At 59.3% G+C, this 21,860-nt stretch carries 20 protein-coding genes; 11 read left to right on the top strand and 9 right to left on the bottom strand.

Annotated features, from left to right (window positions below):
* The first annotated feature begins 67 nt into the window (after positions 1–67).
* On the top strand, positions 68–982 hold the full coding sequence (locus tag ACYZTR_RS03800) for a LysR substrate-binding domain-containing protein (RefSeq protein WP_461976561.1): 915 nt from the start codon (positions 68–70) through the stop codon (positions 980–982).
* 128 nt (positions 983–1,110) lie between these two features.
* Complete coding sequence (locus tag ACYZTR_RS03795) at positions 1,111–1,641, top strand: ferritin-like domain-containing protein (RefSeq protein ID WP_461976559.1); 531 nt, start codon at positions 1,111–1,113, stop codon at positions 1,639–1,641.
* A gap of 131 nt (positions 1,642–1,772) precedes the next feature.
* On the opposite strand, the gene ACYZTR_RS03790 is transcribed toward ACYZTR_RS03795, so the two are convergent.
* Positions 1,773–3,848, bottom strand: a complete 2,076-nt coding sequence (locus tag ACYZTR_RS03790; protein ID WP_461976557.1) for an AsmA family protein — start codon at positions 3,846–3,848, stop codon at positions 1,773–1,775.
* 386 nt (positions 3,849–4,234) lie between these two features.
* On the opposite strand from ACYZTR_RS03790, the gene ACYZTR_RS03785 reads away from it, so the two are divergent.
* The 7 genes from ACYZTR_RS03785 to ACYZTR_RS03755 all read left to right on the top strand — a co-directional run bounded on the left by ACYZTR_RS03785 (position 4,235) and on the right by ACYZTR_RS03755 (position 9,338).
* Complete coding sequence (locus ACYZTR_RS03785; RefSeq protein WP_461976555.1) at positions 4,235–4,621, top strand: hypothetical protein; 387 nt, start codon at positions 4,235–4,237, stop codon at positions 4,619–4,621.
* A gap of 154 nt (positions 4,622–4,775) precedes the next feature.
* Positions 4,776–5,408 carry a TetR family transcriptional regulator gene (locus ACYZTR_RS03780; RefSeq protein WP_046044801.1) on the top strand — a complete coding sequence of 211 codons (633 nt, stop codon included), beginning with the start codon at positions 4,776–4,778 and terminating at the stop codon, positions 5,406–5,408.
* A gap of 201 nt (positions 5,409–5,609) precedes the next feature.
* On the top strand, positions 5,610–6,110 hold the full coding sequence (gene ureE / locus ACYZTR_RS03775) for an urease accessory protein UreE (RefSeq protein ID WP_461976553.1): 501 nt from the start codon (positions 5,610–5,612) through the stop codon (positions 6,108–6,110).
* The gene (locus tag ACYZTR_RS03770) at positions 6,107–6,781 is read left to right on the top strand and encodes an urease accessory protein UreF (RefSeq protein WP_461976551.1); all 675 of its coding nucleotides are present in this window, start codon (positions 6,107–6,109) and stop codon (positions 6,779–6,781) included. The genes ureE and ACYZTR_RS03770 overlap by 4 nt, the downstream gene beginning before the upstream one ends.
* 23 nt (positions 6,782–6,804) lie before the next feature.
* Positions 6,805–7,419, top strand: coding sequence for an urease accessory protein UreG (gene ureG / locus ACYZTR_RS03765; RefSeq protein WP_461976549.1), 615 nt, complete (start codon positions 6,805–6,807; stop codon positions 7,417–7,419).
* A 35-nt stretch (positions 7,420–7,454) separates the two neighbouring features.
* Positions 7,455–8,027 carry a HupE/UreJ family protein gene (locus ACYZTR_RS03760; protein ID WP_461976547.1) on the top strand — a complete coding sequence of 191 codons (573 nt, stop codon included), beginning with the start codon at positions 7,455–7,457 and terminating at the stop codon, positions 8,025–8,027.
* 177 nt (positions 8,028–8,204) lie between these two features.
* Entirely contained in the window at positions 8,205–9,338 is a 1,134-nt protein-coding gene (locus tag ACYZTR_RS03755) for an AGE family epimerase/isomerase (protein ID WP_461976545.1), read from the top strand.
* Positions 9,339–9,437: 99 nt separating this feature from the next.
* On the opposite strand, the gene ACYZTR_RS03750 is transcribed toward ACYZTR_RS03755, so the two are convergent.
* The 8 genes from ACYZTR_RS03750 to amaB all read right to left on the bottom strand — a co-directional run bounded on the left by ACYZTR_RS03750 (position 9,438) and on the right by amaB (position 19,412).
* The gene (locus ACYZTR_RS03750) at positions 9,438–10,208 is read right to left on the bottom strand and encodes an SDR family oxidoreductase (RefSeq protein WP_461976543.1); all 771 of its coding nucleotides are present in this window, start codon (positions 10,206–10,208) and stop codon (positions 9,438–9,440) included.
* Positions 10,209–11,049: 841 nt separating this feature from the next.
* Positions 11,050–11,766 carry an ABC transporter ATP-binding protein gene (locus tag ACYZTR_RS03745; RefSeq protein ID WP_461976541.1) on the bottom strand — a complete coding sequence of 239 codons (717 nt, stop codon included), beginning with the start codon at positions 11,764–11,766 and terminating at the stop codon, positions 11,050–11,052.
* A complete protein-coding gene (locus tag ACYZTR_RS03740; protein WP_461968198.1) occupies positions 11,763–12,638 on the bottom strand; it encodes an ABC transporter ATP-binding protein in 876 nt (291 codons plus the stop codon). Before ACYZTR_RS03740 ends, ACYZTR_RS03745 begins: the two co-directional genes overlap by 4 nt.
* Positions 12,635–13,918, bottom strand: a complete 1,284-nt coding sequence (gene livM / locus ACYZTR_RS03735; protein WP_461976539.1) for a high-affinity branched-chain amino acid ABC transporter permease LivM — start codon at positions 13,916–13,918, stop codon at positions 12,635–12,637. Before livM ends, ACYZTR_RS03740 begins: the two co-directional genes overlap by 4 nt.
* 3 nt (positions 13,919–13,921) lie before the next feature.
* Complete coding sequence (locus tag ACYZTR_RS03730) at positions 13,922–14,836, bottom strand: ABC transporter permease subunit (protein WP_283182734.1); 915 nt, start codon at positions 14,834–14,836, stop codon at positions 13,922–13,924.
* A 170-nt stretch (positions 14,837–15,006) separates the two neighbouring features.
* The gene (locus tag ACYZTR_RS03725; RefSeq protein WP_283182733.1) at positions 15,007–16,140 is read right to left on the bottom strand and encodes an ABC transporter substrate-binding protein; all 1,134 of its coding nucleotides are present in this window, start codon (positions 16,138–16,140) and stop codon (positions 15,007–15,009) included.
* 364 nt (positions 16,141–16,504) lie between these two features.
* Positions 16,505–17,788 (bottom strand): L-pipecolate oxidase, encoded by a 1,284-nt coding sequence (gene amaA, locus ACYZTR_RS03720; RefSeq protein WP_461976537.1) that lies wholly within the window; start codon positions 17,786–17,788, stop codon positions 16,505–16,507.
* A 133-nt stretch (positions 17,789–17,921) separates the two neighbouring features.
* Entirely contained in the window at positions 17,922–19,412 is a 1,491-nt protein-coding gene (gene amaB, locus ACYZTR_RS03715) for an L-piperidine-6-carboxylate dehydrogenase (protein ID WP_461976535.1), read from the bottom strand.
* A 174-nt stretch (positions 19,413–19,586) separates the two neighbouring features.
* Between amaB and ACYZTR_RS03710 the strand changes: the two genes are divergently transcribed.
* Entirely contained in the window at positions 19,587–20,498 is a 912-nt protein-coding gene (locus ACYZTR_RS03710) for a LysR family transcriptional regulator (protein WP_461976533.1), read from the top strand.
* 123 nt (positions 20,499–20,621) lie between these two features.
* Entirely contained in the window at positions 20,622–21,857 is a 1,236-nt protein-coding gene (gene pncB, locus ACYZTR_RS03705; protein WP_461976531.1) for a nicotinate phosphoribosyltransferase, read from the top strand.
* The last annotated feature ends 3 nt before the right edge of the window (positions 21,858–21,860 follow it).

The raw sequence follows: 21,860 nt of genomic DNA, 5'->3' as shown, positions 1-21,860 counted from the left end.
AGCTTGAATCGCGTAGCCGATCCTCTTCAAATGAGCAAAAATCAGTCTGGATGAATTTAATTCATCTATGGAGCTTTCAATGTTTGCCTCGCTGCCGCTCACCGCCCTGCGCGCCTTTGAATCTGCCTCGCGCCTGCTGAGCTTCAAGGCAGCCGCCGAAGAACTCTCGGTGACGCCGACGGCGGTTTCCCATCAGATTCGTTCGCTGGAGACCTGGCTCGGTGTGCCGCTATTCGAGCGGTTGCCACGGCAAGTTCGCCTGACTGACTGCGGTGAACGGCTGTTCCACAGCTTGCACGGTGCTTTGCTTGAAGTGGCGCAAAGTGTCGACACCTTGCGCCCGCAACGCAGCGGCGCGAGCTTGACGATTTCCACGACCGCCGCTTTCGCCGCGTTATGGTTGGTGCCGCGGCTGGGTCGGTTCTACGCCCGGCACCCGAACATCAGCCTGCGGCTCGATACCCATTGCGAAGTCATCGATTTGCATCAGGACGCCAGTGTCGATCTGGTGCTGCGCTACAGCCTCGATGATTACCCGAACCTTTATGGCCTGTGTCTGTTCGACGAATCCTTCGGCGTCTATGGCTCGCCCGAGCAAGTCACCCTCGCCGCCAGACAAGCGCCGACGCTGATCAGCGTGCGCTGGCACAACTCAAAGCTGTACGCCCATGGCTGGGAGGCCTGGTGCGCGCAGTCCGGCGAGACCTGGCTTGCGGGGCAACCAGCGGTCCGTGAATACGACGAGGAACATTACGCCCTGCAAGCGGCGATTGCCGGGCAAGGCCTGGTGCTGGCGAGCAATATTCTGGTGTCCGAGAGCGTGGCCAGCGGTTTGCTGGTGGCGTATCGGGGCGAAATCCAGGTTGATGGCGCCGGATACAGCGCCCTCTGCGTGCCGGGACGTGAACGACATCCGCCGGTCCGGGCGTTTTTTGCCTGGCTGCGCGAGGAGGCGTTGCTGTCCGTGCATGCCTTGGCGTGATTGCTTCGCGCCATTCTGGCGATTGCCAAATTACATAAAACTTTTCGCCGCGCTCATCACTCACACTCTAAGTAGCGATCACTTCTATAGAGGGTGACGCAAACCGGATTAGCCTCCAGGAGATCAAGATGAGCGACATGCATTTGTCTGATGTAACCACCCTTCGCGAACGTGCCCGCAAGAACGTCGAGAACGGCGCGGTGACCGAAAGCTACAGCGCCAACCGTGAAGAAGTGCTGCGCCTGCTCAACGAATCGCTGGCCACTGAACTGGTCTGCGTGTTGCGCTACAAGCGCCACTACTTTATGGCCAGCGGCCTGAAAGCCCAGGTCGCCGCCGACGAATTCCTCGAACACGCGACCCAGGAAGGCCAGCACGCCGACCGTCTGGCCGAGCGTATTGTGCAACTGGGTGGCGAGCCCGAGTTCAACCCTGACCTGCTGTCGAAAAACTCCCACGCTCAATACGTGGCCGGTAACTCACTTAAAGAGATGGTCTACGAAGATCTGGTCGCCGAGCGAATTGCCATCGACAGCTATCGCGAGATCATTCAGTACGTCGGCGAGAAAGACCCGACCACACGGCGCATCTTCGAAGACATCCTGGCGCAGGAAGAAGAGCATGCCGATGACATGGCCGACCTTCTGAAAGGCCTTTAGTCCCTGTGACTGATCGTTCCCATGCTCTGCGTGGGAATTGCAGCCCGGGACCCTCTGCGTCCCAAGAGCGGACGCGGAGCGTCCATTGAGGCATTCCCACGCAGAGCGTGGGAACGATCTCCACCAACGAATTACTTGGTGGGTTTGACGGTCACTGGCGCCTTGCCGGCCTTCATCTGCTCCAGCAACGGTGCACACTGATTCGGTTCGCCACCGCTCGGCGCCACCAGCGCCAGCAACCCTGCTGCCGGTGCGGCAATCACGCCCAACGCCACCATTCCCGCCCCACGCAAAATCAGCGGCACCGCCTTCACACCCGCATCAGGCTTGATGAACTTGCCCCGCACATACAGCGGCGAACGCAGTGAAATCAATCGCCAGCCCTTGGATTCCGGGGTGATGGTCAGGTCCAGTTGCTCAGTCGCCATGTTCGCCGTGCCATCGATGTAGATGATCGCGTTTGCGGTATCGAAGACGAACAGGCGTGTGGTCGCCAGCCCAGTCTTGATGTCGAAGTCGGCGGCGGCGCAGTTGATCTTCACTTCCTTGTCGCCAAAGATCTTGCTCACCACATAGTTGCCGACGTTGAGCCCCGCCAGCTCCATCAACTCACGGCTGATGGCGCCGTCGTTGATCAGCATCTTCAGAGTGCCATTGGCGCTGCCCAGCAGTTTGGCCACCGAGTTGCCACGACCGGTGATGTCAGCATCACCATTGAGCTCGCCAAAACTGGTTTTCATCGGTTCAAAGGTCGGGAACAGCTGCTTGAGTTTGAATTTGCGCGCAGTGAGTTTGGCCTTGCCTTCCAACGGTTCGGTTCGGCCATTGAGGCGAATCTGAGCATCCAGGTTGCCGCCGGCCACGCCGAAGCGCAGGGGTTCAAGGCTCAGCACACCGTCAGTGAGTATCAGGTGGGTGTAGAGATCGTTGAATGGCAGTTTTTCGCTGTGAACAATGCGCTTGCCGGTCAGCTCGACGTCGGCGTCCATGTCGCGCCAGCGCTCGGTTTTGAACTCTTCGACCGGCAACACCTTGTCCGTCGGCTGCTTGCTTTCACCGCCGCGGGCCTTTTGTTTGGCGTTGGAGTCGGCGCCGATCAGCGGGGCCAGGTCGGCAAACAGCAGTTGATTGGATAGCAATGAGCCGCTGAGCTTCGGTCGCGGCTGGCTGGCGACATAGGCCAGGCTGCCATGAATGTCGCTCTGACCGATCTTGCCGTTGAATTCTTCGTAACGGAACACCGCGCCGCCCGCTTCATGAAGCTTGGCGATCAAGTGCCCGTCCGTGGCGTACGGCGGGGTGTCCGGCAGGGTCACGCCGGTCAGCGGGTAGAGATTGGCCAGGCTGGTGCCGGCCAGTTTCAGGCGTAAGTCCAACGCGCCGAGGTTTAGTGGATCGGTGAGGGTGCCGGCCAATTCGACGCTGGTGTCGGCGATTTTCACTTGAGCCTGAAGCGGAAACGGTCTGGCCGCGTCCTGCAAGGCCAGCAGGCCGCCGATCTTGCCTTCGCCCGCGAGTTTCTGGTCGTGGTACTGGCCTTTGACCTTTAGGGCAAACGCGTAATCCTGAGGTGCAGCGCCCTTCTCCTGTGCGGTTTTCGCCGCTTTGTCGCCGACGATTTCACTGAACGGAATCGGCTTGCCCAGCGGGTCGATCAGCACATCGAGCTGAGTTTTCAGGCTCTGGTCGTCGAGGGTGACGTGGCCCTTGTCGAAGCCGATCGCACCGATATCCACCACCCAGTTTGAAGGCTCGGCGTTCGGGTCTTTCGGATCGAACTTGAAGATCCAGTTGGCGCGACCGTCGGCCAGGCGCTGGAGGTCGGCATTCGGTTCGGTGAGGTCGATGCGCGGGATCACCACACGTTGCGCCAGCAAGGCCAGGGGCGAGATGCGCAACTCAACGCGTTTGAGGGTGACCATCTGCGGTGTCTTCGACCAGTCCGGATTACCCAGGCTCAGGTCTTGCGCCACGACATGCGGCCACGGCACCCAGGCACGCCAGCCGCCCTCCTCGGGCTCACGTTGCCAGACCACCGCGAGGTCGCCGTTGATGGCGAACGGGCGGTGCAACTCTTCGGAAACCTTGGCGTTAAGCGGTGGTTTGATCCGGTTCCAATCGAAGAACACGATGATCAGAACCACTACGGCCAGCAGGACAACAAGGCTGGCGAGGGTCCAAGTAAAAACTTTAAGAGTGCGCGTCATTGCACAGGGCTCCTGATACGACTAAGCGCCCTGACTGCGACGCACGCTTGAAACGTTAGGCCAGAACCGGCCTGCCATGGAATCTACGACTGAAAAACGGCCTGCAGGTTTAACCGAAATACCGCTTAACGCTCAAATAATCGGCCGGGGACACTCTGCCCCCTCATCCGGCGTTACCGACCCCGCACTTTTGAGTGGCGAGAGTGGGTCGAAAATACCCACATCAATGCAAAAAAGTCCGCCGGAAACGCCCGTTCTAGAGCGCTTTGGCAGAACAATCAATTCCGTTGATTATTACCATTGCGTTTATGAACTTTTATATCGACTTATCGAGAGTAGCATTGCCCTCGTACCCACTTTACCGCCCTCCTACGGAGCACCTGATCATGAAACGCCAATTACTGCTTAGCCTTACACTCTCAATGCTGGCCAGCACTGCTTTTGCCCTGCCGGCTGCTGACCAGGCTACCCCACAAGTCAAATCCACCCACTCAGTGTTCAGCCAAACCGTCGCCGAAGGTGGCAATGATCGCTTGAAAGAAAAAGGCCTGATCACCGAAGATGGTTCTGACCGCACGCCACAAGGCCAAACCCTGGCTGCTGACGGTTCCGACCGCACCCCACAAGGTCAAACCCTGGCTGCTGACGGTTCCGACCGCACCCCACAAGGTCAAACTCTAGCTGCTGACGGTTCCGACCGCACCCCACAAGGTCAAACTCTGGCCGAAGGTGGTGGTGACCGTGTCATCGAACGCAACAGCGGTTTGAGCTAAGCATGGCAGCTCGGAAAAAAAGCCCAATCCCCGGATTGGGCTTTTGACGTTATAGATGCCCCACTTCCCCGCTTGATCCCCCGATAGTCGTTCGACGCCGGCAAAGCCGATTTGCTAGAGTGCGCCGCTGTCCTATTCAGAAAACACCCTTGCGATGCTGCCCCGCGCCGAACAGAAACAACAGACCCGCAACGCCCTGATGGACGCTGCCCGCCACCTGATGGAATGCGGCCGAGGATTCGGCAGCCTGAGCCTGCGCGAAGTCGCCAGAACCGCCGGGATCGTGCCCACCGGTTTCTACCGGCATTTCGCCGACATGGATGAACTGGGCCTGGTACTGGTGAGTGAAGTCGGTCAGACCTTCCGTGAAACCATTCGCCTGGTGCGCCACAATGAGTTCGTCATGGGCGGCATCATCGACGCCTCGGTACGGATCTTTCTCGACGTGGTCACGGCCAATCGCTCGCAGTTCCTGTTCCTCGCCCGCGAGCAATACGGTGGCTCGTTGCCGGTGCGGTTGGCCATCGGCCGTTTGCGCGAAGACATCAGCTCGGACCTGGCGGCCGACTTGTCCTTGATGCCGAAATTGCAACACCTGGACATCGCCGGCCTGAGCGTCATGGCCGACCTGATCGTCAAAAGCGTGTTCGCGACCTTGCCCGACATCATTGATCCGCCGGCGCAGGCGCTGCCTGAACATCTGACGCCCCAAGCAAAGATCACCCAGCAGTTGCGCTTTATCTTTATCGGACTGAAGCATTGGCAGGGCCTCGGCAGCACTGAGTAAGCCAATCAAAAGATCGCCCTGAGCGATCTTTTTTTGTGCGCCGCAATTTGGTGCGCACAACCGCGCACCGCACCAAATTCATCCAAATAGCCACCATGCCTTGGAGCGTTTACCGAGCTCCGACAGGCATTTCCTACGCATCACCCGGTTGGCAAGCCCCTTGCTCTAGCCTAAGCATTGTCCATTGCTGGAAGCTTTCCGATGCTGGTGATTCATCGCAGAATCGACCCTCAACCCGTCTGGGCCGCCGAGTTGCACCTGACCTTCGAAGCCCGGAGCAAAAGCCGTTTGCGCTGTTTCAGTGCCGAGGGGGAAGACGTCGGGATGTTTTTGGAGCGAGGTCAGCCACCGCTGTACGACGGCGAGTGCCTGCAAGCTGAAGACGGTCGCATCGTTCGCGTCTGTGCCCGAGCCGAACAACTGCTGCACGTCACCTGCGCCAATGCTTTCGAACTGACTCGCGCGGCCTATCACCTCGGCAACCGCCACGTCGCTCTGCAAGTCGGTGATGGCTGGTTGCGCCTGCTCGACGACTACGTGCTCAAGGCCATGCTCGAACAGCTTGATGCAAAAGTCGAAAACATCGAAGCGCCGTTCCAACCGGAGCACGGCGCCTATGGCGGCGGCCATCACCATTCGCGCCACGGTGATGAAGACTTCAACTACCCGCCGAAATTGCACCAGTTCGGCGTACGTTTATGAACCCAGCCTGGGCGCTGTTGCGTCTGGCCAGCCCACAGCTGCCGATTGGCGGCTACAGCTATTCCCAGGGCCTGGAAATGGCGGTAGATAACGGCCGCGTCAGCGATTGCGACAGTGCACGGCGCTGGATCAGCGACCAGTTGCTGTTGAACCTGGCGCGCTTCGAAGCGCCACTGGTGCTTGCTCATTGCGTGGCGGCAGCCGAGGAAAACTGGGGTGAACTGCTGCAACGCTGCGAAGAACATCGCGCCAGCCGGGAAACCCGCGAGCTGCATCAGGAGAGTAGGCAGATGGGCTATTCCTTGAAACAACTGCTCAACGGTTTGCCGGAGCTTGATGCGCCGGCCCGCGCCTTTCTTGCACAACGCCCCGAGCCGCACTTGGCCCTCGGCTGGGCACTGGCCGCTCGCGCCTGGACTATCAGCCCGCAGGATGCGCTGGCGGCGTGGCTCTGGAGCTGGCTGGAAAACCAACTGGCGGTGCTGATGAAAACCCTGCCGCTGGGCCAGCAAGCCGCTCAGCGCCTGACCAGTCAATTGTTGCCGCTGCTGCAGCAAGCCGAGCAGCACGCCAGCCGTATCAACCCCGAACACGTTGGCAGCGCCCCGTTTGGCCTGTCGTTGGCGTGCATGGCCCATGAGCGCCAGTACAGCCGTCTGTTCCGTTCCTAGGGCCTTTTATTTTGGAGAATCACATGAACACACAACCTCTGCGCATCGGTATCGGCGGCCCGGTCGGTTCCGGCAAAACCGCGCTGACGTTGGCCCTGTGCCTGGCGTTGCGCGACCGCTACAACCTGGCGGTGGTCACCAACGACATCTACACCCGCGAAGACGCTGACTTTCTGGTGCGCAACCAAGCCCTGGCACCCGAGCGAATCATCGGTGTGGAAACCGGCGGCTGCCCGCACACGGCGATTCGCGAAGACGCCTCGATCAACCTCGAAGCTGTGGATCAACTGAACCGCCGCTTTCCGGGACTGGACCTGATCCTTGTGGAGTCCGGTGGAGACAACCTGTCGGCGACCTTCAGCCCGGAACTGTCCGACCTGACCATTTACGTGATCGACGTCTCGGCCGGCGACAAGCTGCCGCGCAAGGGTGGGCCGGGCATCTGCAAATCGGATCTGCTGGTGATCAACAAAGTCGACCTCGCGCCACTGGTGGGTGCGTCGCTGGCGTTGATGGACAGCGACACCCAACGCATGCGCAACGGCAAGCCATTCGTCTTCAGCAACCAGAAAACCGGCCTGGGCCTGGAAGAGATCATCGCCTTCATCGAACGCCAAGGCCTGTTGACAGCGGCGTGAACTCGATCAACTTTTATCAACAAGGACGCTTATCCATGACACTTAAACGCATTCTGGGCGCCATGGCCCTGCTGCTGACCCCAGCCATCGCTTTCGCCCACCCGGGGCATGGCGACAACGGTTTGATCGCCGGCATCAGCCACCCGGTCGGTGGCCTCGATCACTTGCTGGCGATGGTTGCGGTGGGTTTGTGGGCGGCGCAGCAGAAAGGCGCTGCACGCTGGGCGCTACCGTGTACGTTCGTCGGCGTCATGCTGATCGGCGGGTTGCTGGGGTTTGAAGGATTGAACCTGCCGGCGCTGGAGAGCGGGATTGCGGCGTCGGTGCTGGCGCTGGGTCTGGCGGTGGCGTTGGCAGTGCGTCCGCCGTTGAGCCTGGCGGTGCTGGCGACGGCGTTGTTTGCGCTGTTCCACGGGGTTGCGCACGGACTGGAGTTGCCGCAGATGTCGACCCCTTGGGCGTATGCCGCGGGTTTTGTTGCAGCGACGGCTGCGTTGCATGGGTTGGGATATGCCGTAGTGCGGGCGTTGCCTCAAGCGGCGGCGCCGTTGGTTCGATTGGCGGGTGCGGCTTCGGCGGCGACTGGCGTGTGGTTGCTGGCGGGCTAAGCCGACCGTGATCGTTCCCACGCTCCGCGTGGGAATGCCTCATTGGACGCTCCGCGTCCGCTTCGAAAGGGACGCGGAGCGTCCCGGGCTGCATTCCCACGCAGAGCGTGGGAACGATCGACGCGTTCACTCTGCTAACATGTCGCGCAACTAACCCTGCCGTGACGACGCCAGCCAATGCCGCCTGTTTCCTTCTCCGCCTCCCTGCCTGAATTGACCGCTCTGTTCGCCTCGGTGCAACAGCACTTTCTGGACGTGATCGTGCCGCTCTGGAATGGCCCCGGCTGGAATGCCGTCATGGCGCTGCCCTATGAGGCGCTGGACGCCGAGCATCAACCGCTGCCTCCCCAACGCTACCGGGCCATGGCCTGCGCGCGGCAGCTCTACCTGTTTTCCAGCCTGATCGGTCAGGTACCCGCCGCCGAAGAGCGCGCCGCAGCGCTGTTCCGTTCCTTGCAGGAGCATTTCCACGATGCCGAGCATGGCGGCTGGTTCTACAGCATCGACCCGCAGGGTGCACCGCTGGATCAGCGCAAAGACCTCTACACCCACGCCTTCATCCTGTTCGCCTGCGCCCATTACTGGGACAAAGTCCGCGAGCCACTGGTGGAGTCGGCGCTCAACTGCGCACTGGAAGTGATCACACAGCGCTTTGCCACAGACGACGGCCTGTACGAAGCCAGCCTCGACCGTGACGGGTCATCCCTGAACAGCGGGCCGCTGCAGAATCCGCTGATGCACTTGGCCGAAGCCTTCCTCGCCACGCTGTCGGTGCGAGAAGACGCCGCCGTGCAAGACGCGCTCGTCAAGCTATGCACAGCCATGCAAAAGCATTTTATTGACCCGCAACACGGTGTGTTGATGGAGAAACCGCTGGGATCTGTGGATAACTGGTTTGAACCGGGGCACCAGTTCGAGTGGTATTTCCTGCTGGAGTCGTCTTCGTTGCTGCGCGGTTCGACTCTGCATGCGTCGCTGGAGCGTGCTTTTGTGTTCACCGAGCAACTGGGTGTCGATCAGCAAACTGGCGCCGTTCGGGCAATGCTCGATCTGGAACCGGACAGCCCACCTCGGGACGCTACGCAGCGAATCTGGGCCCAGGCTGAGTACCTGCGCGCTCTGACCTTACGGCCAGACAGCGAGGCCGCGGTGCTGCACCAATTGCAGGCGTTGCAGCAGCGATCTCTGCATGCGGGTGGCTGGTATGAGTGTCGTGATGAGAACGGTGACGTGACCCGTCGGGACATGCCGTCGACCACGCCTTATCACTTGGCAACCTGCTATCGCGGATTAGCCGACTATCTCAGCTAAGTCCTCTGTGGCGAGGGAGCTTGCTCCCGCTGGACAGCGCAGCAGTCCCTTTCTTAGGGCCGCTTCGCGGCCCAGCGGGAGTAAGCTCCCTCGCCACAATTAGGCTTCGCCACCATTACGCTCAATCGCAAACCCGCTCCACGTCTGGCTCACCGGCATCAGTTCCAGGCTGTTGATGTTGATGTGCGCCGGGGCATTGAGCACCCAGAAAATGGTGTCCGCGATGTCTTGCGGCTGAATCGGCTCGGCACCGGCGTAGGTGGCGTTGTAACGCTCCTGATCACCGGCAAAACGCACCAGTGAGAACTCGCTTTCGCACAGGCCCGGCTCGATGTTGCTGACCCGCACGCCCGTACCTTGCAGGTCGCAGCGCAGGTTCAGGGAGAACTGTTTGACGAACGCCTTGCTCGCGCCATACACGTGGCTGCCCGGGTACGGGTAGTTACCGGCAATGGAGCCAAGGTTAACGATGCCGGCGCCGCGACCGTGAGCGATCAGGCGTGGCAACAGCAGACGAGTGCTGTACATCAGCCCTTTGATGTTGGTGTCGACCATGGTGTCCCAATCGTCGAGGTCGCACTTCGGCGCCGGGTCAACGCCCAGGGCCAGGCCGGCGTTATTGATCAAGCCGCGCAGTTTGGCGAAGGACGGCGGCAAGTTGGCAATCGCCTCTTCCATGGCCGTGCGATCACGCACGTCGAGTACCAGGCCATGGACCTCGGTCTGCTTCGACAACTCGGCGCACAGCGCATTCAGGCGCTCTTCACGACGGCCGGTCAGCACCAGTTTCCAGCCAGCCTCGGCAAAACGACGGGCGCAGGCTTCACCAAAACCGGAGGTCGCGCCGGTAATAAACAGGGTGTTGGACATCGTGTTCTCCTTGCTTCGGCTGATCGGCAGCCACTGAAATAGAAAATCAACAGGCAGCATGCCCGGCCTTGCCCACAGCGGCAACTACCGTACCAGCTGTACAAAAAACGACCAAACCTTGCGACCCCTTACACGCCGTGGCTTTCAGCCATGTGCGCGCACCTTATCCACAGGCCGGTCCACAGTTTCCGGGGGCAAGTGGAAAGGCTGTAAGCCGCAGTGCACAAGGCTTTGCGGGGAAATTGGAAATTTTTTTGCTTGACCCTGGAACGCCGGCTGTGTAGCCCATGGCATTTTGCACGATTGACCGGCGCTCCCGACGATGGCGCCAAGCCAGTAACTACGGCCTTCAGCCGAGTCTTTCCAGAGTTTAACCACAGACTTATCCACAGGCAGTTCCAGCTCATTTCAGCCTGTTTTCGTCACCAACAAAAAGGTTGACAAAGCCCGCTCACGGCCGCGCAAAAACGCCTGATCAAAAAACAACCACAACGCTACAAGCCACGGTTTCAAAGGCTTTCAGCCAGCTACTCCCACGTTATTCACAGCCAGCTCCACAGCAAACGGGGACAAGTCAAAACCGTGACAAAACAACTATTTGCAGCGGCTTTATGTCGCGCTTTGAGAGCTTGGCAAATTTGTTTTCCACAATTTGCCGAAAGCACGACGCGGACACCTGTGGGAGCGGGCTTGCTCGCGAAGACGGTGGCACATCCGGCGTCAATGTGACTGAAACACCGCCTTCGCGAGCAAGCCCGCTCCCACAGGGATTTGTGGTGTTTTGGAGAGGTAAAAAAGCCCCGGCGATTACTCGTCGAGGCTTTGGGTACTTCAACAGAACTCAATGGCCGCCGAGATAGGCGTTACGCACTTCCTCGTTAACCAGCAGTTCCTTGCCGGTGCCAGTGAGGCGGATCTCGCCGTTGACCATCACATACGCTCGGTCCGACAGTTTGAGGGCGTGGTTGGCGTTCTGCTCGACCAGAAAAATGGTCATGCCGGTTTTGGCCAGTTCCCGCAGGGTCGCGAAGATCTGTTTCACCACAATCGGTGCCAGCCCCAGGCTCGGCTCATCGAGCAACAGCAATTTTGGACGGCTCATCAGCGCACGGGCGATGGCGAGCATTTGCTGTTCGCCGCCGGACATGGTCATGGCCCGCTGGGTACGCCGCTCCTTGAGCCGCGGAAACAGCTCGAACATGCGCTGCATGTCCTCGGTGGCGTACTTGTCACCGATAGGGATGGTACCCATCAACAGGTTTTCCTCGACGGTCATGTCGGGGAATACCCGCCGGCCTTCCGGCGATTGAGCGATACCGTGGGAGGCGATGTAGTGGGACGACTTATGGGTGATATCCACACCCTGATAAATGATCTGCCCGTCCGCCGCCCTCGGCTGACCGAAGATCGACATCAGCAATGTCGACTTGCCAGCGCCGTTGGAGCCGATCAGGCTGACCGTTTCACCTTCGTTGATGGACAGCGAGACTTTCTTCAGGGCCTGGATTGGCCCGTAAAACACGTCCAGTTCCTTGAGTTCGAGGATGGGTTGGCTCATAGCACCACTTCCTCTTCATCGGCGCCCAGATAGGCCGCAATCACTTTCGGATCGCGGCGTATATCGTCGGGGCCGCCCTCGGCGATGACGATGCCGTGGTCCAGCACCACGATGTGGTCGGAAATGCTCATTACCATGCCCATGTCGTGTTCGATCAGCACCACGGTCAGATCGTGCTCGTCGCGCAGCAGCCGGATCATCGCGCTCAGCGCTTCGGTTTCCTGAGGGTTGAGGCCAGCGGCCGGTTCGTCGAGGCAGATGATCTGCGGACGGGTACACATGGCCCGGGCGATTTCCAGACGGCGTTGCTGCCCGTAGGACAGTTCACCGGCCAGACGGTTGGCGCAGTCCACCAGGTCGACGACTTCCAGCCAGTAGAAGGCGTGGTCCAACGCATCGCTTTCGGCCTTGCGGTAGCCCTTTGTGTTGAAGATACCGGCCAGCAGGTTGCGGTTGACCCACATGTGTTGGGCCACCAGCAGGTTTTCCAGCACCGACATTTCCTTGAACAGGCGAATGTTCTGGAACGTCCGCGCCAGGCCGGCCCGGTTCACCAGATGGGTGCCGCCGAACATTTTGTAGTACATCCGGCTGGCGAAAGATTTCGGTGAGACGAAATCGGTCGGCTTGAACGATTCACCCAGCAGCTTGATGACATTGGTCTCCTCGCCGCGAATGTTGAGTTCGATTTTGCCGCCGGAGGCTTTGTAGAACCCGGTCAGACAGTTGAACACCGTGGTCTTGCCGGCGCCGTTGGGGCCGATCAGGGCGAAGATCGAATTGCGGTGCACCTTCAGGCTGACATCACTCAGCGCCTTGATGCCGCCGAAGTGCATCATCAGCTTCTCGACCGAGAGTACGACTTCGCTCATGGCGCTACTCCTTTACGCGGGGTCACACCGGTACGGCTGATCCGAATCAGGCCGCGCGGTCGCCAGATCATCATCAACACCATCAGGATGCCGAACAGCAGCACGCGGTATTCGGCGAAGCCGCGCAGCAGTTCCGGAGCGACGGTCAGCACGAATGCCGCAATCACCACGCCGATGGTCGAGCCCATGCCGCCGAGTACCACGATGGCGAGAATCAGGGCCGATTCGAAAAAAGTGAACGAGGTCGGGTTGACGAAGCCTTGATAGGTGGCGAAGAACACACCGGCCAGACCGGCCGTCGATGCACCGATGGTGAACGCCGAGAGCTTGACCAGAACGTGGTTAAGGCCCATGGAGCGGCAAGCGATCTCGTCTTCACGCAAGGCTTCCCAGGCGCGACCGACCGGCATGCGGGTCAAACGGTGCTTGACGTACAGCACGGCCAGCACCACCAGGAACAACACCGCGTAGATGAAGAAGTACTTCACGTCCGGGTTATAGGCGATGCCGAAAAACTCATGAAACGGCACCCCGCCCTCTTTCGCCCTTTTGCCGAACTCGAGGCCGAAGAAGGTCGGCAATGGAGCCGCCATACCATTCGGGCCGCCGGTCAGGGACAGCCAGTTATTGAGGATCAACCGGATGATTTCACCGAAGCCCAGGGTCACGATTGCCAGGTAGTCACCGTGCAGGCGCAACACCGGAAAACCGAGAATGCAGCCGGCAAGGCCAGCGATGATCGCCGCCAGCGGCAGCACCGTCCAGAAGCCCAAGCCAAGGTATTGGTAACCGAGCGCCAACCCATAAGCACCGATGGCGTAGAACGCCACGTAACCGAGGTCGAGCAGGCCGGCCAGACCGACCACGATGTTCAGCCCCAGGCCCAGCAGCACGTAGATCAGCCCGAGGATGACCACGCCCAGCAGGTAGGAGTTGGAGAAAAACGGGAACACCACGGCTACGACGATCAACACCGGAATGATCCAGCGCAACTGAGATTTGTAGTCAGGCGGCAATACATGCACCCCGGAACCGGTGCTTTCAAAGCCTTCGAGGATTCTCAGGCCCTTGGGGGTTTGCAGGAACAGGCTCAGGGCGAAGCGGCCCGCCATGACGATGGCGACAATCGCCGCCACACGGGTCGTTTCCAGGTTGAAGCCATAGCCATCGAGGACCACGCCGACAATCGGGCCGAACACAATCAGGGCGACAAGACCGGCAAGAATCGCGTCAACCAGGCTTCTTTTGAGATCAATGGTTTTTTTAGTGGTTGAAGACATCGCTTACACCTTCGACACAAGAGGACGGCCGAGCAGGCCTTGGGGCCGAAAGACCAGAACGAGAACGAGCAGCGAGAAGCTGAAGACGTCTTTGTAGTCCGAGTTCACCAGACCTGAGAACAACGACTCGGAAATCCCGAGAATGATCCCGCCGAGCATCGCACCGGGTAGCGAGCCAATCCCGCCGAGTACCGCTGCGGTGAACGCCTTGATCCCGATGATGAAGCCGGCGTAGAAGTCGAACGTGCCGTAGTTCATGGTGATCAGCACGCCGGCCAGGGCCGCCATCGCTGCACCGATGATGAACACGTAGGAAATCACCCGATCGGTGTTGATCCCCAGAATCGAGGCCATCTTGCGATCTTGCTGGGTAGCGCGGCACATGCGGCCGAGCTTGGTGTACTTGATGACGTAGGTCAGCAGGGCCATCCCGGCAAACGCTGCGACCAGAATGAAGATCTTGGTGTAGGTCAACTGCACAAAACCTGTACCGATTTCGACGCGCCAGGCACCCGTGAGCAAGGTCGGAACCCCTTGTTGCTTCGCGCCTTGAGCGATCTGTGCATAGTTTTGCAGGATCAGTGAAATGCCGATGGCGCTGATCAGCGGTGCCAGTCGGGTGGAGTTACGCAGGGGTTTATAGGCAACCCGTTCGATGACCCAGCCATACACCGCCGTGACGATGATGGTGAAGATCAGTGTGCCAAGCATCAGCAGAGGGAAGGATTCAATACCGAAGTATGCCAGCAGAGCCAGACTGATCGCCGCCAGGTAAGCAGAGATCATGTAAACCTCGCCATGGGCGAAGTTGATCATGCCGATGATGCCATAGACCATTGTGTAGCCGATGGCGATCAGGCCATAGACCGACCCGAGGGTCAGGCCGTTGACCAGTTGCTGCAGGAAAATACCATCCATAACGCAATCTCACGCATTTGAGAGACTGCACAGAAGCCGGGTACGACGGACCGGGGTTCAGCCGCCGGCGTAACACGGTTGTGTGCAGCTCTACGAGAAAAGACAGGTACTGCACGGACATGTTGATGGATTGCCCGGCGCACAAGACGCCGGGCAATCAGCTGTTCATATCACTTCTGTTTTTCCAGTTGGTGGTATTTGCCGTCCTTGTCCCACTGGTAAACCACGTAGTCGGAGACTTTCAGGTCGCCCTTGGAATCCCAGGCCTTCTCGCCCATCACGGTTTTGACCGTGTTGGCTTTCAGCCATTTGGCAGCTTCTTCGCCTTTGTTGGACTTGGCGCCATTGAAGGCAGCTGCCAGGGTCTGAACCGAAGCGTAGGCGTACAGGGTGTAGCCTTCAGGCTCGGTACCGGCTTTACGGAACGCGTCAACCACGGTCTTGCTGTCTGGCAGCATGCGCGGGTCAGCGCCGAAGGTCATCAGTACGCCGTCGACGAATTGCGGGCCACCAGCGGTGGTCACCAGTTCATCGGTGACAATGCCGTCATCGGACATGAACTTGACGTCCTTGAGGCCTTGCTCACGCAGTTGGCGAACCAGAGGACCGGCTTCCGGGTGCAGACCACCGAAGTAGACGATGTCGGCACCAGCGCCGCGGATTTTGGTAACGATGGTGCTGAAGTCTTTCTCGCCACGGGTCAGGCCTTCGTACAGCACCGGCTTCACGCCGCGTTTTTCCAGCTGGGCCTTGGTAGCGTCCGCCAGGCCTTGGCCGTAGGTGTCCTTGTCATGCAGGACGACGACTTTCTTGCCCTTGAGCACGTCGACGATGTAGTCACCGGCCACGATGCCTTGCTGGTCGTCACGCCCGCACATACGGAACATGGCACTCAGGCCGCGCTCGGTAACCGCAGGGTTGGTGGAACCCGGAGTGATCGCGATAATGCCCGCTTCGTCGTAGATCTCCGAAGCCGGGATCGTCGAGGATGAGCAGAAGTGACCGACTACGCCAGCGACTTTCTGGTTGGTCAGGTCCTTGGCGACCGTCACAGCCTGTTTCGGTTCGCAGGCGTCATCGCCCTTGACCAGTACGATTTTTTCCCCGTTTACGCCGCCCGCTGCGTTGACCGCATCGGCCGCAGCCTGCGCACCCTTCATGTACTGCTCGCCAAATGCCGCGTTGGCGCCTGTCATCGGTCCCGCCACACCGATTTTCACATCAGCCTGTGCAAACGCAGACACACCCAACGCAGTTGCCACTGCGAGGGCCAAAAAGCCTTTCTTGTAAAACGTCTGGGACATGAGGTGGTGCTCCAAGGTTTTTTTTAGTTGGCACTGCGACTTCACTGAATGCTCAGAGCAAGGGCCGTGCCATCGGTTTTTTATTCTGAAAAAAGTCGCTGCTTTATTGTTATTTCGACTGTTTCGATCCCATTTTCATTGGGCGTGCAACCGTCTAAACCGCGGAAGGTGAAACCATTTATTTATAAAGGCGCAACCCGCATGCGCCATCATTGCAACCGCGGCGTCAAACGACGTGCAACCAGCCTGTAACAACCTGCGTCACCGAAGTGCACACTGCTGGTGCGGGACTGCTACAACCCGCACCTTTTACAGGCTAGTCGCTGCGCGAAAAAGCGCCGCTTCCAGCAACAAATTTCAACAATCAAATAACGATCCGCAGGCACTGGCCTGCGTGATACAGCGAGAATCCGGCCTCGTACAAACAGCTGCGCAATCCCACGCCCGCCAATGGCTGCATGGGTGCAAAGGGAATCGGCAGTGCTTGAGGGTTTCCATTACACAAATAATCGGCGAAGGCTTTGCCGACCACAGTGCCAGTCGTGACGCCCCGGCCGTTGTAACCGGTGACTGCCACTAAACCGGGCGCCGGCTCGAACAAACGCATCAAATGATCGGGGGTGAAGGCAATGCAACCGGTCCAGGTGCACTCCCATTCCACCGGTTTGAGGTAAGGGAAATAGTGCTGCTGAACCCGGTCGGCCCAGGCCTTGAGGAACCAGGTCGGCTTCTGATTGCCATTACCGAGACTGCCGAGCAGCAGACGACCGTCTTTATCTCGACGAATACTGCTGAGCACCTGACGGGTGTCCCAAGAGCCTTGGCCACCGGGGAGAATTTGCTGCGCAGCCTCTTCGGTCAGCGGGACCGAGGCCACTTGATAGTAATAACCAGGGAAGAAGTTGCGCCGCAATTGCGTCCAATCACCTTCAGTGTAAGCATTCGAGGCAATCACGACTTGCTCGGCAAGCACCGAACCCTGAGCGGTTTGTACCGACCAGCGTTGGCCCTGACGTTCGAGCCGAGTCACCGGGGAATGGTCGAACAACTGACCGCCGAGACCGATGGCCGCTTTGGCCAGCCCCGTCGTGTAAGCCATTGGGTTGATCGTGCCGGCACGTCGATCGAGCAGTGCAGCGGCAATCTTTTGGGTGCCCGTTGCCTGTTCGCATGCCTGACCGGTCAGCAGTTCGACCGGCGCGCCGCGACGCTTCCATTGTTCCTCACGACTGCGCAAGTCCGCTTCGCCACGGGCGTTATGAGCCATGTGCAGCGTGCCTTCGCGGCGCAACTGGCAATCGATGTTGTATTTGTCGACCAGGCTGAACACCAGGGACGGTGCCGCACCGAGCATGCGATTGAGCTGACTGCCGACCGCCTCACCGAAACCGGCTTCGATCTCGTCCGGAGGAATCCACATTCCGGCATTCACCAGTCCGACGTTGCGCCCCGAACCGCCATGACCGGCGCGATGGGCTTCCAGTACGCAGACGCTTTTTCCTTTTTCCAGCAGATGCACCGCCGCCGACAGACCAGTGAAACCGGCGCCGATGACGCAGACATCGACCTTCACTTCACCCTTGAGCGCCGTATTGTCGGGCCTTTGCGGCGTCAGTTTTTCCCACAGACACTCTTCGCGTAACGGCATTGCCAGACTCCAATCAGAAACCTAACAGACAACAAAGCAAAAGCTTCGCGGGCAAGCCTCGCTCCGACAAGTGTTGAGTGATCCCTGTAGGAGCGAGCGGTGCGGCGATCCGACTTGCCCGCGAAGGGGCCTATCAGTCGAACGTAATCCCTTGAGCCAACGGCAACTCCAGCGAATAGTTCACAGTATTCGTCTGACGGCGCATGTAGCCGCGCCATGCATCGGAGCCGGATTCACGACCGCCGCCCGTTTCTTTCTCACCGCCAAACGCCCCGCCGATTTCCGCGCCGCTTGGGCCGATGTTGACGTTGGCGATGCCGCAGTCGCTGCCAACCGCCGACATGAACTGCTCGGCTTCACGCACGTCGGTGGTGAAAATGCACGACGACAAGCCTTGTGGCACGGCGTTGTTCAGGCGCAAGGCCTCGTCGAAATCCTTGTAACCGACCACATACAGAATTGGCGCGAAGGTTTCGCTGCAGACCACATCGCTCTGCTCCGGCATTTCAACGATGGCCGGCGAGACGTAATAAGCGTTAGGAAATTTGTCTTCCAGTTGGCGCTTGCCGCCGAACACCCGGCCGCCTTCGCTCAAGGCCTGCTCAAGCGCATCCTGCATGTTTTCGAAGCTGTGCTTGTCGATCAGCGGACCAATCAGGTTGCCTTCCAGTGGGTTGCCGATGCGCACTTTGGAGTAAGCGGCTTTCAGGCGGGTGACGATTTCTTCTTTCACCGATTCATGGGCAATCAGACGGCGCAGCGTGGTGCAACGCTGACCGGCGGTGCCGACGGCGCTGAACAGAATTGCCCGTACCGCCATGTCCAGGTCGGCGCTTGGGCCGAGGATCATTGCGTTATTACCGCCCAGTTCCAGAATGCTGCGAGCGAAACGTGCGGCGATTTTCGGTGCCACTTCGCGCCCCATGCGGGTGCTGCCGGTGGCGCTGATCAGCGCGACACGCGGGTCATCGACCAGGGCTTCGCCGGCATCGCGACCGCCGATGATGACTTGGCTCAGGTGCGGTGGCGCGTCGCTGAAGTTCTTCAGTACACGGTCGAACAGCGCCTGACAGGCCAGTGCGGTCAGTGGGGTTTTCTCCGACGGTTTCCAGATCACCGGATTGCCGCAGACCAGCGCCAGCGCGGTGTTCCAGGCCCAGACCGCCACCGGGAAGTTGAACGCGCTGATGACGCCGACGACGCCCAGCGGGTGCCAGGTTTCGCGCATGTGGTGGCCAGGACGCTCGGAAGCGATGGTCAAACCGTACAGCTGACGGGACAGGCCGACGGCAAAATCGCAGATGTCGATCATTTCCTGAACTTCACCCAGACCTTCCTGAGTGATCTTGCCGGCTTCCCAGGACACCAGCTCGCCGAGGTCGGCCTTGTATTCACGCAGGATATCGCCCAGTTGACGAACCAGTTCACCACGGCGCGGCGCCGGAACCTTACGCCACAGTTCGAACGCATGATCTGCACGACTGATGTGCTGTTCGACTTCAGCGGCACTTTCCCAGTTCACGGCGGCAATCTGGCTGCCATCGATCGGCGAATGCACCGGCACTTTGCCGTTCTGGTACAGGGCCGGGTTCACACCAAGACGATCAAGCAATGCGGCAACCATGGGTCACTCCTCAAGCGAAAAACAGAATGTGTGCAGCCGGAAAATCACGACTGATCAGACCTGTAGTTTTAGCGCTCCGGAGGTTACCCAACAAACGACCTTTAAGAGAGATATCATTCCGTTTATTCATGCTGCGAATTGCTGATAAGAAAGAAACAAGAAAAAGGACAACCCATGCTGAATAAACGCTACCTGCCATCGATCACCGCACTGCAGTGTTTCGAGGCAGTAACCCGGCATTTGAGCTTCACTCGGGCCGCCGAAGAGCTGAACCTGACCCAGAGCGCCGTCAGCAAACAGGTCGCGCAACTCGAAGAATTGTTGCAGCACTTGCTGTTTCGCCGGGTGCGTCGACGCTTGCAAATGACTCCGGCCGGTGACTTGTACCTGGTGGAGGTACGAAAAATCCTCACACAGGTCGAGATGTCGACTCACTACCTGCGCTCCTACGGCGGTGAAACCGAGGTCCTGCGCGTCTCGACGCCTCCGACCTTCGGCGCTCGCTGGCTAGTGCCACGCTTGAAGGGTTGGCGTCTGCGCCATCCCTCGATCCATCTGGACTTGTGCAGCGAGCAGGAAGCCGACGATCTGCTGCAAGGTCGCAGCGACCTGGCGTTCTACTTCGGCCAGGGCTCTCGACCCGGCACTGAGTGCCTGAAGCTGTTCGGCGAAGAGCTGGTGCCGGTCTGCGCACCGGGCAGTCTGCCGGATACACCGTTCACCGATCCTACGCAACTCACCGACCTGGTCTTGCTGCAAAACGCCTCCCGACCCCAGGCCTGGCACGACTGGTTCGACAGTCAGGGCCACCACACCGAACACAGCTACCACGGCCCGCGTTTCGAAACGTTTTATATGTGCATCCGCGCAGCCCAGGTCGGCTGCGGAGTGGCGCTATTGCCGCGATTTCTGGTGGAAGAGGAATTGGCCGACGGCAAACTGGTCATACCCTGGAAGCACGCGATGCCCAGTACCGATGCCTATTACCTGGCGTATCCGGAGCATGCGGCGGAAGTACCGAAAGTGCGAGATTTTGTGAAATGGATGCTGGAGCAAATAGACAATCCGGATGCACCAGCGCATTGAGCCCTTGCACCAGCGTCCAAAAAAGCTGGCAATCCTTGTCCCTGATATGCGCCACTAGCCCCATTCATTGAAACAGCTGCAACGTCGCTGCCACGGGCCGCGGCCAGCCTGGAGATCCCCGTTATGAGCGAGAGCGTGTTTGGCGATCGCATCGTGCAGAACCTGCTCGACACCGACTTCTACAAACTGACGATGATGCAGGCGGTGCTGCACAACTACCCGAACGTGGAAGTCGAATGGGAATTTCGTTGCCGTAACAGCGAAGATTTGCGCCCATACCTGGCGGAGATTCGTTTCCAGATCGAACGCCTCGCCGAGTTGAGCCTGAGTGCCGACCAGTTGAGTTTCATGGAGCGCATCAGCTTCATGAAGCCGGATTTCCTGCGTTTTCTCGGATTGTTCCGCTTCAATCTGCGCTACGTCCACACCGGTATCGAAAACGGCGAGCTGTTCATCCGCCTGCGCGGGCCATGGCTGCACGTGATCCTGTTCGAAGTGCCGCTGCTGTCCATCGTCAGCGAGGTGCGCAACCGCTATCGCTATCGTGAGGTCGTGCTGGAACAGGCGCGCGAGCAGCTCTATCGCAAGTTCGACTGGTTGACTGCCAACGCCAGCGCAGACGAATTGTCCGAATTGCAGGTAGCCGATTTCGGAACTCGCCGTCGCTTCTCGTACCGCGTGCAGGAAGAAGTGGTGAGCGTGCTCAAGCACGATTTCCCCGGACGCTTCGTCGGCACCAGCAACGTGCACCTTTCACGGGAGCTGGACATGAAGCCGTTGGGCACCATGGCCCACGAATGGATCATGGCCCACCAGCAACTCGGCCCACGGCTGATCGACAGTCAGATTGCAGCACTCGATTGCTGGGTCCGCGAGTACCGCGGCCTATTGGGGATCGCCCTCACCGACTGCATCACCACGGATGCCTTTCTCAGCGATTTCGACCTGTACTTCGCCAAGCTCTTTGACGGTTTGCGTCATGACTCCGGTGACCCGGTGCTCTGGGCGGAAAAGGCCATCGCTCACTATCACAAGCTGGGCATCGACCCAATGAGCAAGACGTTGGTGTTCTCCGACAGCCTGACGCTGCCCAAGTCCCTGGAGATTTTTCGGGCGCTGCGTGGTCGGATCAATGTCAGCTTTGGCATCGGCACCAACCTGACGTGCGATATTCCGGGTGTCGAACCAATGAGCATCGTGCTTAAAATGGCCGCCTGCAACGGCCAGCCCGTCGCAAAGATTTCAGATGAGCCTGGCAAGACTCACTGCAAAGACCCGAATTTTGTCGCCTATTTGCGACACGTTTTCAAAGTACCTGCCGCCCTTTCCAGTACCTCCAGCCTTTCTAACAAGGAGTGAATT

It is taken from the genome of Pseudomonas sp. Hz4 (assembly GCF_054898165.1).
Note: the sequence above shows the minus strand (reverse complement) of the source record. Positions and strands in the feature narration are given on the sequence as shown.